Consider the following 15,693-nt stretch of genomic DNA (forward strand, 5'->3'; position numbering starts at 1 on the left):
ATGCGACACTCGCCCCTCTGACTGTGGTCAAGTTCAACGATGGAATAAAGACTGGCTTCAACGACGCCCAGCGTTGACGGAGTTGCCATGTCCTTGATCACGATGTCGCAGAAAGAGCTGAACCGCCTCGAAGCCATTCAGAAGATCCGGGCGCGCCGATTGAGCGTCGTTCAGGCCGCCGAGTTGCTCCACATCAGCCGCAGCCAGGTTCACCGGCTCCTGCAGGCCTATGATCGCGCCGGCGCTGATGGCCTTGTGTCCAGGAAGCGCGGCCGGCCGAGTAATCGTCGCCATACCCAGGATTTTCGCAATCATGTGCTCGATCTCGTTCGTGCGCATTATCCAGATTTCGGGCCGACCTTTGCCCGTGAGAAGCTGGTCGAGCGGCATGGCCTCGGGATCAGCAAGGAGACCTTACGCCAATGGATGATCGAATCTGGTCTCTGGACGTCGCGCCGCGAGCGCAAGCGGCGGATTTTCCAGCCGCGCGGCCGACGCGACTGTTTTGGCGAACTTGTGCAGATCGATGGCTCACATCACTGGTGGTTCGAGGATCGTGGCCCCAAGTGCGCCCTGCTCGTCTATATCGATGACGCCACCGGCAAGCTCCTTCACCTCCGTTTTGCCAAGTCCGAGAACACCTTTGATTATTTCCAGGCGACGAAGGCCTATTTGCAAGAATGGGGTAAGCCGATCGCTTTTTATAGCGATAAGCACGGCGTTTTTCGCACCACACATGCATCCGAAAAGGACCGCAGCAGCGGGTTCACCCAGTTCGGTCGAGCATTATATGAGCTCAATATCGACATCATTTGCGCGAACACGCCCCAAGCCAAGGGCCGTGTGGAGCGTGCAAACCTCACCCTGCAAGACCGTCTGGTCAAGGAACTCCGCCTGCGTGGTATCAGCACGATTGAAGCCGCCAACACTTACGTTTCCGAGTTCATCGCAGATTTCAACGCGCGCTTTGGCAAAGAGCCTTACAATCCCAAGGACATGCACCGTCCTCTTGCAGGTCACGAGAACCTGGACGGGGCCATGTGCCATAAAGAGGTTCGGACAGTCTCGCAGACGCTCACGCTACGCTATGACAAGGTGCTGTTCATCCTTGAGCCTACGGAACTGGCAAAAAGCGTGGCGCGGCAAAAGGTCATCGTTTGCGATTATCCTGACGGCCGGCTCGAGATAGAGCATGAGGGCACCACCCTGCCCTACAGAACCTTCGACACGCTCCGCTCAGTTAATCGCTCAGAGATTGTGGGCAACAAGCGTTTGGATGCGGTTCTGGCCATGGTGGCCGACATGCAGGCAGGGCGTGAGCTTAAGCGCAGCGAAAAAGCCCCTCGGCGCGCGGGACAGACGAACCATATGTTCGCCATCCCCGATGGCAGCGTGAGCAACGGTTATCAGAAGCGGGGCCAAAGGCCCGCCCCCGATCGGGCTGCGCAACCCTGACCAGCTCCACCCGATCGGGGGCTCCTTAGCGCTCCTGGCGAATGCCCAGTGTCGCATTTCTATTTAGCTCGCCCTGTCGCACCTCTAATTGGCTTTGACAGGATATATGCCGAACTTAGCGTTCTCTTGCGGCATTCTGCGTCACTGGCCACGGCACGACGCTGATCTCCGGCCACACCGCTTGCGCCCTGCGTCCCTTCTCTTCATGTGCCACCCTGTTGCCATACGCGGCATTTGGCGTAACGCGAAAACTCAAAATGTCATCGAGACCAAATGGCGCCGCCACTGACAGCTCCCCATGGCCCTCCAGCCGCACAGCAACGGCGTGACTGCGCGAAGCATACCGCAACAGCGAACCGAGCGAAGACTCCAGCGACGGCACCTCGAACCCGAACTTTTGCGCAAACCATAGATGCACGCGGGCTTGGTTGCGCACTTCGATCGGCACCGGCGGCATCGGCAGCCTCTCGTCGACTTCTCTAATGACGCGATCCTCAGCCTCATAGCCAAGATCCGTGTCATCGAAATAGATGACGTCGATGTCCTTGACCCCGGTCCACAGCGGCCTGCCCGTCAGCGCGTTCCAGATATTTTGGTACACGGCGCCGCTGACGATCCACGCGTCAGGCAAATTCATGTCGCGTAGAACCGTGAGCATGCCCAGCAGTTCGGTGTTGGCACCGACCAACGCCTGCACTGCGCGATGCTGCTCATCGTCCGAAAGCCCTGAATACCGCAAATGACCGCTCATTAAGGCACCCTACCCGGCTTCTGATGCGATGAGAACAAAACAGGAATAGTTTCAACAGGTCTTTTGCAAATAACTTATCCCCGCGCGCCAAGCCGCATCCATACTGCACTCACGAACCCGCGTTGATGGACGCAAGCGCAACGAACGTTTGGGCGGGTTTGGTTCGGGTTCCTTGCGGGTCGCTGCAGGGAGGGCCTAAACGTCACAAGTGCCGGTCGTCGGTACCCATACGGCGGCTTACCGGGGAAACCCGGCGGGGATTGACCCCAGCCTTCTGAAGGGCGAGTAAGCCAAAAATCCCGAGCGCCTGGGGCGATGATCGCTTCATACTAAAAAACAAACTGCGGAGCGCTCATCGCCCCACGCCGTCTTTCCATCATCCGAGGCGATATCGCCGTCGGACGCTTTTGCGCATCCAACGTCTGGCCAATAGCCAAACCTAGCCGATAAGATCAATCAGCATTCCCCGACTCACAAGGTTCTTCATGCAGCCCTCTCGCGACATGTCAGTGCTCCTCGAAATCATGGCGCGCTTGCGCGACAAGGAAAACGGTTGCCCATGGGACATCGAGCAGAACTTCGAGACCATCAGACACTTCACGATCGAGGAAGCCTATGAGGTTTCCGACGCAATCGAACGCAGGGACTACGCCGATCTGCGAGACGAGCTTGGCGACCTCCTCCTTCAACCCGTCTATCACGCTCAGATGGCCAGCGAAGAGGGCCTCTTCGACATTGGCGACGTTGTGTTTGCTGTAACGGAGAAGCTCATCCGCCGACATCCACACGTCTTTGGTGACGCCGATCCCGGCAATGCCGCCGCATCGGAAAAGCGTTGGGAAAACATCAAAGCTGCCGAACGGGCTCAAAAAGCCGCCGAGCGCGGCGGCGCGAAACCGCCCTCGGTCCTTGATGACGTTCCCCCTGCTCTGCCAGCCCTGCTGCGCGCTGGAAAGCTCGCCAAGCGCGCAGCGCGCGTGGGTTTCGACTGGCCCGATACAGCCTCGGTCATCGCGAAAATCCGCGAAGAACTCGATGAGGTCGAAGAAGCTCTCGGCGGCACTGACGAAGCGGCGAAAAAGGAAGAAATCGGCGATCTGTTATTCGCTGTCGCCAATCTCGCCCGCCACGCCGGCCTCGACGCCGAAGCCGCGCTGCGCGACGCTAACGCCAAGTTCGTCAGGCGCTTCGAATATGTCGAAGCCCGTGCCCGTGAGGATGAGATCGACATCGCCCACGCCGGCCTCGATCGGCTCGACGGTTACTGGAACGAAATCCGCAAGAGGGACAAATCAGTTTGAGCCATCAAGCCCGGTGATCCGGCCGGCGAACTTCTCGGAAAACTCGGCACGGTGCCGCGGCAGCACCCGCACCACATAGCGCGTACCCTCATCGTCCGGCTCGCCGCGTTCGATCACCTCGGCATTGGCGTACAGCCACCCGGTTTCCACGCTCGATTCATGGGGAATAAGCACCGAAAACAGCCGCGCGTCCTGCGCCAACGCCTTCTCGACGGCGGCCAGAAGCTCAGGCAGCCCTTCGCCGGTCCGTGCCGATACCGCAACGCTCGCCGCGACCTTGCCCACGGGCGCAACGCTCGAAAGCCCTCTGCCAGCCTCGGTCTCCGCCTCCGAAATCGCGTCGATCTTGTTCCAGACCTCGATGATCGGCACCGTCTCCCCGGTCACACCGAGATCGGCAAGAACCTTGAGCACATCGGCCGCCTGGGCCGGATGGTCGGGGTTGGCCACGTCGCGGACATGCAGCACGACTTGCGCCTGCGTCACCTCTTCCAGCGTCCCGCGAAACGCTGCGACGAGATCGGTCGGCAGATCGGAAATGAAACCGACGGTGTCCGACAAAATGATGTCGCGCCCATGCGGCAAGGTTGCCCTGCGCACGGTCGTATCCAGCGTCGCAAACAGCAAATCCTCTGCCATCACGCCTGAACCGGTGATCGCATTGAAAAGGCTCGACTTGCCCGCGTTGGTGTACCCCACCAGCGCCACCACTGGAAATGGCACCGCATCGCGCGGTCCGCGCTGTAACAGCCGCGTCCGCCGCACCTTATCCAGCCGACGTTCGAGAACGAGGATGCGATCCTGAATCTGACGCCGATCCGACTCGATCTGGGTTTCGCCCGGTCCACCCAGAAACCCGCCGCCGCCGCGCTGGCGCTCAAGGTGGGTCCAAGACCGTACAAGGCGGCCCTTCTGGTAATTGAGGTGAGCCAGTTCGACCTGCAACACGCCCTCTCGCGTCGCCGCCCGCTCCCCAAAAATCTCGAGGATCAGCGCAGTGCGATCGAGAACCTTGACCCCGATGTCGCGTTCGAGATTGCGCTGTTGAATTGGCGAAAGCGCCGCATCGACCAGCAGCAATTCGATCTTCTCGCTCTTGACCAGTTCGGCCAATGTTTGAACCTGCCCGCCACCCAGATAGGTCGCCGGCTTGATGTCGCGAACCCGCAGGATCTCGGCAAAAACCACATCGAGCGCGATCGCAGCCGCAAGGCCGACGAACTCTTCGTGGCGTGCGTCTGCGGTGCGCGAATAGCGCACGGATTTGACGTCAGGCGTTACGATGCCCGTGCGCGTAGGGACTTCGCGGAGGTCCACAAAGCCCTTTCCAATATCGTCGTCGTTATCGATCAATCGGTGTTGCTCTCGGGGTCGAACAGTTGGATCGGTGCGCCCGGCATGATCGTGGAGATGGCATGCTTGTAAACCAGCTGGCTCTGCGCATCACGCCGCAGCAGCAGGCAGAAATTATCGAACCAGGTGATTACGCCCTGCAACTTAACGCCATTGACGAGAAAAATCGTCACCGGAACCTTGTTCTTGCGAACGTGATTGAGAAAGGAATCCTGGAGGTTTTGCACCTTTTCACTGGGCATTGTTCGGCCTCTTGTTTGCGTCTGGCACAACGCACCAGGTCAGATTCCCGACCATCTTTTTGCGTGACACTCAGTATAGGTGCCGCCCTGCCCTGTGACGCATTTGCATGTCAACACAAGCAACTATGGCACATCTGTATGGGTCAGCCTAGAGCGTTTCCAGCAAAAGTGGAATCCGTCGACCTACACCGCCATACGATCAGGCCGCGAAAAGCCTACCATCGTTTCCCGGCGATTGCCGCCAGTACAATCAGGATCTCGATCCGCGCAACCAACGCCAGACCGGCGATTGTGAGCAACGTACCGTCCGATACTGCGCCCTGCGTCAATCCGGGAACCGCATCGTCGACAAGTCCCCCAACCTGGGAGAACGCGCCGGCACCAAGGCCGATTGCATTCGGCAGCGCATGGCCCTGCAAAGCAAACAGCAGGATCCCAACGGTGATCGTGAGAACAGCAAGAAAGAACGCGCTCCAGATCGACTTTGCGATCATGCGATGTTGGTCGTCGTACTGAGCATCCTCGCGCAGGATTGCGCTGGGATAGACGAGCCTTTCGAGCTCGTTTCCAACGTGCTTCAGCATCGCCATGACGCGAAATGCCTTGATCCCGCCGGCGGTCGAATAGGAGCACCCACCAATGAAAACGATCAGGAGAACGAGCTCAAATGGCAGGGAGATGCCGGAATCCGTATCGTGGGCAATCCCCGTCGTTGTCACCATCGATACAATATCGAACACATAGTTGAGCGCCGCCTGTATCCCGCTCAATCCGCTCGGCGGCGCGACGATCGATGCCAGCACCGCAGCCACGATGAGCACAGCAACCGCTGCGAGAAAAAGTACCCCTTCGCTATGTTCGCGCGAGTCGGCAAAATTGCGCGAGCTCACCAGTCGGTGCCAGACAATGCTCGTCGCGCCCACCAGCATGAAGACCACCATAATCGTTTCGGCAGCACCGTTGTCCAGCACGCTAGACGAGGACCGATCGGGCACGAAACCATTTGTCGACAGCATGCTCATCGCAACCACAACGGCATCATCGGCCGCAACACCGGTCATCCCAAGCAAGAGAGCGCAAAGCATTGTAAGCGCTAGATAGGGCAAGCCTATTTCCTGCAACGTCTCGCCGAAGCGCGGATCCTCTTCAGTCCGCGCATGCTGGACTTGCCGCAGATTTGCACTCGGCGTGCCACCAACCCGATAGGGCCCGAGCACGTATACCGCCATCATCAAGGTCAGCAACCCACCGAGCCAAGCGATTGTAGCGCGATAAAATGCCATCGACGCCGAGATATCGGGAAGAGGACGAAGCGTGATCCCCATCGTTGTTACCGCCGAGCTGGCCTCAAACAAAGCCCCGACAACACTGTGACCCTCAACGAGGATAAAAACAGGCGTGGCGGCGGCTACAAAACTCAGCCAGATCACGATTGCCGCTGTAAACACCCCTGCCCTGTTGAGCGTCCGTCGCCGGGCGATAAGCGCCAGTATGGTGACGCTTGCGAGGAAACCATAAGCCGCCGAAACTAGAAACATCGCTTCCAAAGCGCGCCAGTTTCCCTCGATCAGTGCAACGAGCATGGGCAATGCCATGCACAGGGCAAATCCCGCAAAGACGGCCGCTGCAAGGATTCCGATGGTTGGCACAATGTCTCCGGGCGAGCTAATCGATCGCGAAATGCACTAGAAGAAGTCGATGCTCACGCGGAACATCTGTTCGACCTGTCGAAGATTGGCAGCCAGCGCGAAGACGATCACGAAATCCCCTGCCCTCACGACCGTGTCACCCGTGGGCATGATCGTTTCGCTTCCGCGTACGATAGCACCGATGCGCACGCCGTCCGGCAGCTTGAACTCGCGCAGGGGCTTTCCAACCAGGGTCGACGTCTCCAGCGCCTCGGCTTCCAGAAGTTCGGCAGCACCGTTGCCAAGCGAATACACGCCGCGAATGCGTCCGCGCCGCACATGCCGCAAGACTTTCGAAACCGTTATTGCGCGCGGGTTGATAAAGGCATCAACGCCCAGTCGACGTGCAATGCGGGGGTACTGGCTCTGGTTGACCAGCGCGATATTGGCGCGGCATCCCATTTCACTCGCAATGACGCACGAGAGGATATTGGTCTTGTCGTCATTGGTCAGCCCGAGGAACATGTGCGCGTCACGCACATCGACCTCCCGCATGATGTCCTGTGCAAGGGCGTCGCCAAACACCACGATCGAGTGCTTCATCGTCTCAGCGGCGCGCTGGGCATTCTCGCGATGGCTTTCGATGATACGGACCGAAACGCTGGGGTCGGTTTCTTCGATACGACGGGCTACATAGCGCCCCACATTGCCTGCGCCGGCAATGACGACCCGACTCGGAGGGGCCTCATTGCGTCCAAACAAGCCCAGGACCCGATTGACCTGGTCGCGCGAGACCGCGACCACCGCCTGATCGCCGGCGATCATCTGCTCGTGGGAATGGATGACGCGCATTTCGCCATTGCGCCGGACGCCCATCACCGTGGCATTGAGATTGGGAAAAAGGTCTGTCAAATGCCGCAGCGGCGTGTCGATCACCGCGCAGTCTTCGGTGACATTAACCTCGACCACCACGACTTTCTCGTCCTCAAAGGTAACGATCTCATTGGCCCCAGGATGAGCCATGCGCTGAAGTATGAGTTCCCCAACTTCCATCTCAGGCGAGATGATCACATCGATGGGGAGGTGATCGCGCGAAAACAGATTGCTCCATTCGGGATTGAGATAGCTCTGGGAGCGGATGCGCGCGATACGCGTCGGCACCTCGAAGATCGAGTGCGCCACCTGACAGGCGGTCATGTTCACTTCATCGACCTGCGTCACGGCGATGAGCATATCTGCATCGCGAGCGCCGGCCTGCGCAAGCACATCGGGATAGGATCCATGGCCGTGTAGCCCGCGTGCGTCGAGCGTATCGCGTACTCGCTGAACCAAGGTCGGATTGTTGTCGATAACGGTGACTTCGTTGCCCTCGGCCGACAGTCGTTCGGCAATGCCATAGCCAACTTGCCCGGCACCGCAGATGATCACTCTCATGCTCTAAAGTCCTGTCTTGGCCGCGCCTGCTTAGAGGCCGAGAGACTTGATCTTGCGATGCAAGGCACTGCGCTCCATGCCGACGAACTCAGCGGTCTTGGAAATGTTACCGCCAAAGCGCTCGATCTGGGCGATCAGATACTGCCGCTCAAATACCTCGCGTGCCTCTCGCAGCGGCAAGCTCATCAGGTGAGCCGAAGAATCGGTATCTCCAATAGTGGGCAAAACTTCGCTGATGTCGGAGGGCAGCATTGATGCGGTGATCGTCCCGTCGACGGGTTGTTGATCGCGCACCAGTATCAAGAGCCGCTCGATCGCATTGCGCAACTGGCGGGCATTGCCCGGCCAGTCCTGCCCCTGCAGCACAGCAATCGCGTCGCTGCCGAAGACGAACCGCGGCAGATTGTGCATACGAGAGAGCTGGGCCACGAAAAGCGAGACAAGCGAAGGAATGTCCTCGCGACGTTCCCGCAGCGGCGTGAGCTGCAGCGGAACGACCGACAAACGATGGAAAAGGTCCGAACGGAAACGCCCGTCTTCCATCATCCCGGCAATATTCTGGGAGCTGGCAGAAACGATCCGAACATCCACCGGAACGGGGCCATGTCCGTCGACGCGCGTGAATTTGTTCTCGACCAATGTGCGCAACAGCGCCGTCTGGGAGTCCATTGGAAGCGAAGCGACTTCCGAGAGATAGAGCGTGCCCCCGTGCGCGCGCTCCAGTGCGCCAACTTCAACGCGCAGCCCGCCCTTGTCACGCACCTCGCGCCCAAACAGCACTAGAGGAATTTCATCTGGCGCATAAAGCGATGCGTTGATCTCGATAAATGGCCCCGAGGCTCGCGGGCTCTTTACGTGCAACAGCCGTGCGCAAAGTCCCTTTCCTGTGCCGGCCCCACCAGAAATAAAGACCCTCGAGCGTGTCCCCGCGGACTTTTCGATAAGCGACCGGACCTGCGCCATCCCGGTCGAAACCCCAACGAGTTCAGACTCGTCCCCACCGGTTCTCTCTTTGAGATCGGCGACTTCGGTCCTGAGTTTGCTGGCCTCGATGGCACGCTGCGTGATCAACAGCAGGCGGTCGATCTTGAACGGCTTTTCGATGTAATCGTAGGCACCGCGCCGGATTGCCGAAACCGCCGTTTCCACATTGCCGTGCCCCGAGATCATGACGACAGGAAGATCGGGGTGATCGGTCTGCAGCAAGTCGAGCAATTGCAGCCCATCGAGGCGCGAACCCTGCATCCAGATATCGAGGTAGACAAGATTTGGTCGCCGGCGCGCGATGGCCTCCAGAGCAGAGTCAGCATCGCTCGCCTGACGTGCCTCATAGCCCTCGTCCTCAAGAATTCCGGCGATCAGTTCGCGAATGTCTTCTTCATCGTCAACGATAAGGATATCACGGGCCATCTACTTCAACGCCATCGCGGATACGCGCGATGTCTCCTCTTGGGCAAGGTTCGGGTTTGTCGTCGCGGAGCCCTGGGGAGGCTCGGTATGCTGTTTTCCACCTTCATGCAACGGCAGTGTGAAAGCAAAGCATGCCCCCACACGGCCATGAGGGTCGGGCGCAGCATCGCGCAGATCGATACGCCCACCATGCTGTTCGATAATCTTGGCAACGATAGCCAACCCCAGGCCGGTGCCCTTGTCTCGGGTCGTCATGTATGGTTCCAGCAATTGGTGACGGTTTTCTTCGGGCCAGCCTTTGCCATTGTCGCTGACCGCAACGACTGCTTCATCCCCGCTGATATTTACGGAAACGATGATTTCAGGATCTTTGACGGTGTCGATTCCGATCGACTCAACGGCCTCTACCGCGTTCTTGATGAGGTTCGTCAGCGCCTGAGAAACGAGACGGGTGTCGAAAAACGCGTAAACAGTTTCTGCAGGCAATTGCGGGCTGATGGTAATTTCCGGTTGCCGTACGCTCTCAAGAAACACGGCCTGCCGCACGGTGTCGGAGAGATCCGCTTTGACGATGCTCGCCGACGGCATGCGGGCGAAAGACGAAAATTCGTCGACCATGCGCCCGATGTCGCCCACTTGGCGTACGATTGTCGAAATACATTTGTCAAAAACGTCGAAGTCATCGACAAGCTTGTTCGCGTAGCGCCTGCGCAACCGCTCCGCCGACAACTGGATAGGCGTCAACGGGTTCTTGATCTCATGGGCGATACGGCGCGCCACATCAGCCCAGGCGCTGTTGCGCTGCGCAGTCACCAGCTCCGTGATGTCATCGAGCGTGACGACAAAGCCTTTCGACTCGGTAATGGTACCCTCGCGCGTCAGACGCACTTGGTAAGTTCGCCGATCGAAACCGGATGAAAGTTGCACTTGGTCCTGGACCCGACCACGTCGCGCAGACTGCGCGCGTTCGATCGTCGGAAGAAGTGCTGGCGCGACGTCGGCCAGCTCCTGGTTCATGAGGTCCAGTTCGGTCTGGCCGAGAGCAGCACACGCACGGGAGTTGACCAAAGTTATCCGCCCGAACGAATCCAGCCCTATAATGCCTGCCGAAACGCCCTCGACCACGGCCTCGGTAAACTGTCGGCGCTGGTCATTGGTCCGGCTCGCGGCGATCAGTGCCTCGCGCTGTGATCGTAGCTGGGCAGTCATCTTGTTGAATCGGACGGCAAGATCGTACAGATCGCCCCCTCGCTCAGGAACCGGCAACTGCACATCGAGATCGCCGCTCGACACGCGATTGGAAGCAATCATCAGATTTCTGATCGGGTCGATCAGACCGTTCGCCAAGGCGATGCCGATCCACAGCGCCGCCAGCAAGAACACGAACGCGACCCCGACATACATCAGAGTGAAGGTTATCTGGAACACCAGGCGGCTGGAGTCATAGAGCCGATACTCGGTGATATTGCTGTCCGTCAGGCGAACATATTCCAGAACTTCGGGGTCGACTGGCCGAGCGACGAAGAGATAGAGATCGGCATAACCGCGCAACTTAACCACTGCGCCAACGAGCGAGTTAGCCGATCCCGGCGCTATCAGCGTAGGCGTCCCTTCCCCAGCCGCGGCGAGCACGGCGTCAGGGACGCGAGGCAATGCACCTTGCACGTTGATTTGAGCGCGCATCACCGTCTCGCCAGCCTGGTTGACCAACGTGGTGAACGGCAAGGAGCGCGTTGTGGCCAACGCTGTCAGGATGCGCTGAAATCGTTGCTGGTCGGTAGCGTAAGTCTCTCGAGCCCCTTCCAACTCTTCCGCCACCCAGATGATGTCACCGCGCAGCACCTGTGCGTGCTCGAGCATGTAGGACCGCGCAACCAGTCGCGAGCTCTCCACCATCGAGCGGGTTCGCTCGGAGAACCACTGGTCAAGCCCCTGATTGAGCGCGAAGGTCGCAACAACAGCAACGATGAATGCAGGAACCGCGGCTACGAAGGCAAACATCGTGACGATGCGCACCTGAAGACGCGCACCAGCCTGTCGCCGTATGCGAGCACGCACCAGCATCACGATCTCGGTCAGAACGAGCGCAATGACGAGAAGGATAAGGATTGCATTGGCGATCCAGATGAATGTCCAGACATCCGGCCCGGGTTCCAGGCTCGTTGCACCACTCATGATCATGAACGATGCGGTGGCCACAACCACGGATGCGAGCACGACGACGAACCCGACCTGCCTCAGCAGTCGGTTGCTCTGAAACAGAGGCTTGCTCGTCGTATCTCCAGAAGCCAGCGGATCTTTGCTTTCGCTAACCGCCATACGGATTTTCCCATCCGGCTCGCGAGGCGAAGCAAGTCTGGATTTGGACGTCAGGCTGCATTACTGCCATTCCGATCGACAATGGTTGAATCGGTCCAAACTCCATCATCACGGGAGTCTGGCCCAAACCGCGCCTTCGTTCAAGACTATTGTTGCTAAAATGTGACAGTGGCGGAAGCGCGTCTGATCGCACTTCCGCTGGGAATTTATCAAGTCTTTGAGTTCGAGCGGTCTAGCCGATCTGCCTGGACTGCTTCACGATCTCGATCCCATGGGTCCGGATTTTCTTTCGCAAAGTGTTGCGATTAAGGCCGAGGAGTTCCGCTGCCTTAATCTGATTACCGGAGCACAAGTTGAGGACTGTTGAGATTAAAGGGACCTCAACCTTGTCGATCACGCGCTGATAGACGCCGGCAGGCGGCAGATTTGGCTCGTATTCCCGAAACAATTGAGCCAGTTCGCTTTCAATAACCGTCACGACATCGGCAGGACCGACCTTCGCCGAAAAATCGGCGCGATCAGTCAAATTGAGCTCGTTCTGGACGATCTCGAGAGAAATGACCTCATCGGCGTAGAGCGCAGCCAACCGGCGGACAAGATTCTCGAGTTCCCGAACGTTACCCGGCCAATGGTATTGCTGCATGAGCTTGAGCGCATCGGACGCCAAAACTTTTGACGCCTCGCCTTCCCGCTGCGCGGTCTTTAAGAAACTGGCGGCAAGATCTGGCACGTCATCGATCCGCTCGCGCAGTGGTGGAAGACGCAGCGGCACGACATTCAGCCGATAATATAGATCTTCGCGGAAAAGACCCTGCCGGATCAGTTGGCTGAGATCCCGATGGGTTGCAGCGACGATGCGAACATTGGTCTTGATCGCCGTGCGACCGCCGACCATCGTGTATTCGCCCTCTTGAAGAACACGTAGCAACCGAGTCTGCGCATCCATCGGCATATCGCCGATTTCGTCGAGAAACAGCGTTCCGCCTTCGGCCTGCTCAAACCGTCCAGACGAGCGGGACGTCGCGCCGGTGAAGGCGCCCTTTTCGTGCCCAAACAGTTCCGCCTCAATGAGGTCGCGCGGAATGGCAGCCATGTTGATCGCAACAAATGGCCCGTTCTTTCGCTTCCCGAAATTGTGCAGCGCCTTCGCAACCAGCTCTTTCCCGGTGCCGCTTTCACCTGTGATCATCACGGTCAAATCTGTCTGCATCAATCGGGCAAGAGCGCGATAGATGTCCTGCATGGCGGCGGAACGACCCACTAGCGGCATATTCTCGCCCTCGTCCTGGCGACGCTCCGAGGGCGCGGGACGTTTAGCTTCTGCAAGGGCGCGACCAACGACGGCCAACACCTCGGTGATGTCGAATGGTTTGGGTAGATACTCGTATGCGCCCATCTCCGAGGCGCGTATCGCGGTCATGAAAGTGTTTTGCGCGCTCATCACCACGATGGGCAATTCAGGTCGCATCTTCTTGATCTTGGGCATGACGTCGAACGCATTGCCATCAGGCATCGACACATCGGTGATCAAAAGGTCACCTTCCCCGCGCGTCACCCAGTTCCACATCGTTGAGATGTTTCCAGTGGGGCGCACCTCATATCCGGCGCGCGAAAGCGCCTGATTGAGAACCATCCTGATAGCAGCATCATCATCGGCGAGAAGTATGGTTTGTCCGGACATTGCTTACTCTTTTTCTTCAGTCTGCCGCGCATCGGGGCCCTGGGCCACGGGCAAAAGAATACGGAAACGCGTGCGTCCAGGCTTGCTGTCACAATCGATGACCCCCCCATGGTCGCCGATGATCTTTGCAACAAGGGCCAGACCAAGTCCCGAGCCGCTAAGTTTGGTGGTGACGAAGGGGTCGAAGAGAAATGGCAGTATGTCGGTGGGAACGCCCGGGCCGTTGTCTTCGATGATGATTTCGAGCGGCAGAGAAATGCGCTGCGATACACCCGCCACGCTGATCCGAATTCCGGGCCGAAAGGCCGTTAGAATACGTATTTCAGGCTTCGAAGTTCGATCCAGCGCCTCGGCGGCGTTTTTGATGAGATTGAGAAACACCTGGAGAAGCTGATCGCGGTTGCCGAGGACCGGCGGCAAGCTCGGGTCGTAATCCTCCGAGAACGCAATACCCTTGGCCATGCCGTTGGAGGCAAGCAACTTCACGCGCTCTAATACAACGTGAATGTTGATGGGCACGCGTTCGACCGGGCGTTCGTCGCCGAACACCTCCATGCGATCCACAAGATCAACGATGCGATCGGTTTCGTCGCGGATAAGCCGCGCCAGAGCCCTGTCGTCGCCGGTTGCCGATTGTTCAAGCAATTGAGAGGCACCGCGAATGCCCGAAAGCGGGTTTTTGATCTCGTGCGCCAGCATCGCAGCGAGCCCCGTAACGGAGCGAGCAGCACCGCGTGAGACGAGTTGACGGTCGATCTTGTCGGCCATCGTGCGTTCCTGAAAAATCAACGTCACGTGGCCAGGCATCTCGGGAATAGGGCTCGCATACACATCGGCAATACGATCTTCGCTCATGCGAGAACTACCGACTTGAACCCTGTATTCAATCATCGGCGCCTGGCGCGTCGCGACGCTCTCGATCAAGCTTAGAATCGGCGAACCAAAGGCCATGAAATCGGACAGCTTCTGACGGGTCAGAATGCTAGAAGAGGCGTGAAAGAAGGCTTCGGCTGCGTAGTTGGCGAAGACGATGGCGTTGTCTTCGGCGCAGACAAGCACCGGCTGAGGTAGCGATTGCAAGATAGAGCTATGACCGCTCATATCAATGGCCATAGTCATGCAGCCGCACTCCAGTCAACTGCCACAATACGCGGCAACAAGGTGAAAACCTGTTGAGGGTTATCGCAGGTGAGCAGTGACTTGCGGAAGTCGCTTGACGTGTCTCCCATGGCCTCAAGATACCAGCCAAGGTGCTTTCGAGCCACCCGCACGCCTAGCTCCGTGCCATACTCGCCGAGCATAGCGTCGTAGTGACCGCGTATGAGGTCGAGCAACTCTGGACCATTTGGGGTTTTCCTTGGCGCAAGATCATCAAGGCCCACACCCACCTGCCCCACAATCCACGGACGCCCCTGTGCGCCTCTCCCGATCATGACAGCATCGGCGCCGGAAAGGTCGAGCGCTGACCTGGCTGATGACAGATCGACGATATCCCCGTTGACGATAACAGGAATGCTGACGGCATCTACGACAGCCCTCACCAACTCCCAGCGCGCCGTGCCTTTGTAGAACTGTTGCCTGGTGCGACCGTGCACCGTGACCATTCTGACGCCGGCGTTCTCGGCATCCTTTGCAATGCGCGCGGCATTGAGGGAGGTATCGTCCCAACCCAGGCGCATTTTCACGGACACGGGCAACTCGGTTGCAGAAACCACGGCCTCTACCAGTTTCAGGGCAACATCAGGAACCTGCATCAAGGCCGAACCAGCATACCCATTAGTGACCCGCTTAGCAGGACAGCCAAAATTGATATCGATGGCGTCGGCTCCCGCGTCCCGCGCAATCTGCGCCCCACGTATAAGCCAATCTGCCTCGCAACCAGCCAACTGAACCATATGCGGCAGCCCGGAACTGGGTTTGAGTTTGCGGACCATTTCGCGCTGGCCCGTCGCCAACGCGGCGCTGGCAATCATCTCAGACACGACCATACCCGCCCCCAGTCGCGCAGCAATGTCCCTCATGGGCCGGTCCGTTATGCCGGCCATGGGAGCAAGGAATGCTCGATTGGGGAGTTGGAAATGTCCTATGCTTATTCCGCGTGCATTTCGCGCCAAAGTGG

The 15,693-nt window shown here is 58.6% G+C and carries 12 protein-coding genes; 2 read left to right on the top strand and 10 right to left on the bottom strand.

The features are described 5' to 3' along the window. Window positions 1-87: 87 nt before the first annotated feature. Window positions 88-1,455: an ISNCY family transposase gene (locus BLR31_RS13030; protein ID WP_090597074.1), complete on the top strand. Its 1,368-nt coding sequence runs from the start codon at window positions 88-90 to the stop codon at window positions 1,453-1,455. 115 nt (window positions 1,456-1,570) lie between these two features. On the opposite strand, the gene BLR31_RS13035 is transcribed toward BLR31_RS13030, so the two are convergent. Next, window positions 1,571-2,206: a nucleotidyltransferase family protein gene (locus tag BLR31_RS13035; RefSeq protein ID WP_090597075.1), complete on the bottom strand. Its 636-nt coding sequence runs from the start codon at window positions 2,204-2,206 to the stop codon at window positions 1,571-1,573. Between the two features lie 485 nt (window positions 2,207-2,691). Here BLR31_RS13035 and mazG point away from each other — a divergent pair, with 485 nt between their 5' ends. Then, window positions 2,692-3,507: a nucleoside triphosphate pyrophosphohydrolase gene (gene mazG, locus BLR31_RS13040; protein WP_090597077.1), complete on the top strand. Its 816-nt coding sequence runs from the start codon at window positions 2,692-2,694 to the stop codon at window positions 3,505-3,507. Here the strand turns inward: mazG and hflX are convergent. The 9 genes from hflX to dusB all read right to left on the bottom strand — a co-directional run bounded on the left by hflX (window position 3,499) and on the right by dusB (window position 15,688). Continuing rightward, window positions 3,499-4,860 carry a GTPase HflX gene (hflX, locus tag BLR31_RS13045; protein WP_090597079.1) on the bottom strand — a complete coding sequence of 454 codons (1,362 nt, stop codon included), beginning with the start codon at window positions 4,858-4,860 and terminating at the stop codon, window positions 3,499-3,501. The two genes, mazG and hflX, sit on opposite strands and share 9 nt — an antisense overlap. Further along, complete coding sequence (gene hfq / locus BLR31_RS13050) at window positions 4,857-5,102, bottom strand: RNA chaperone Hfq (RefSeq protein WP_090597081.1); 246 nt, start codon at window positions 5,100-5,102, stop codon at window positions 4,857-4,859. Before hfq ends, hflX begins: the two co-directional genes overlap by 4 nt. 215 nt (window positions 5,103-5,317) lie before the next feature. After that, entirely contained in the window at window positions 5,318-6,751 is a 1,434-nt protein-coding gene (locus BLR31_RS13055; RefSeq protein ID WP_090597083.1) for a potassium transporter TrkG, read from the bottom strand. Between the two features lie 36 nt (window positions 6,752-6,787). Then, complete coding sequence (gene trkA / locus BLR31_RS13060; RefSeq protein WP_090597085.1) at window positions 6,788-8,164, bottom strand: Trk system potassium transporter TrkA; 1,377 nt, start codon at window positions 8,162-8,164, stop codon at window positions 6,788-6,790. A gap of 30 nt (window positions 8,165-8,194) precedes the next feature. After that, complete coding sequence (gene ntrX, locus BLR31_RS13065) at window positions 8,195-9,574, bottom strand: nitrogen assimilation response regulator NtrX (RefSeq protein WP_090597087.1); 1,380 nt, start codon at window positions 9,572-9,574, stop codon at window positions 8,195-8,197. Then, a complete protein-coding gene (locus BLR31_RS13070) occupies window positions 9,575-11,893 on the bottom strand; it encodes a sensor histidine kinase NtrY-like (RefSeq protein ID WP_090597089.1) in 2,319 nt (772 codons plus the stop codon). A 232-nt stretch (window positions 11,894-12,125) separates the two neighbouring features. After that, entirely contained in the window at window positions 12,126-13,574 is a 1,449-nt protein-coding gene (gene ntrC, locus BLR31_RS13075) for a nitrogen regulation protein NR(I) (protein ID WP_090597091.1), read from the bottom strand. A gap of 3 nt (window positions 13,575-13,577) precedes the next feature. After that, window positions 13,578-14,687, bottom strand: coding sequence for a two-component system sensor histidine kinase NtrB (locus BLR31_RS13080; protein ID WP_244505058.1), 1,110 nt, complete (start codon window positions 14,685-14,687; stop codon window positions 13,578-13,580). A gap of 2 nt (window positions 14,688-14,689) precedes the next feature. After that, on the bottom strand, window positions 14,690-15,688 hold the full coding sequence (dusB, locus tag BLR31_RS13085; protein ID WP_090597093.1) for a tRNA dihydrouridine synthase DusB: 999 nt from the start codon (window positions 15,686-15,688) through the stop codon (window positions 14,690-14,692). Window positions 15,689-15,693: the final 5 nt, after the last annotated feature.

Origin of the sequence: Pelagibacterium luteolum, from assembly GCF_900100665.1 — a bacterium.
Taxonomy (GTDB): Bacteria; Pseudomonadota; Alphaproteobacteria; order Rhizobiales; family Devosiaceae; genus Pelagibacterium; species Pelagibacterium luteolum.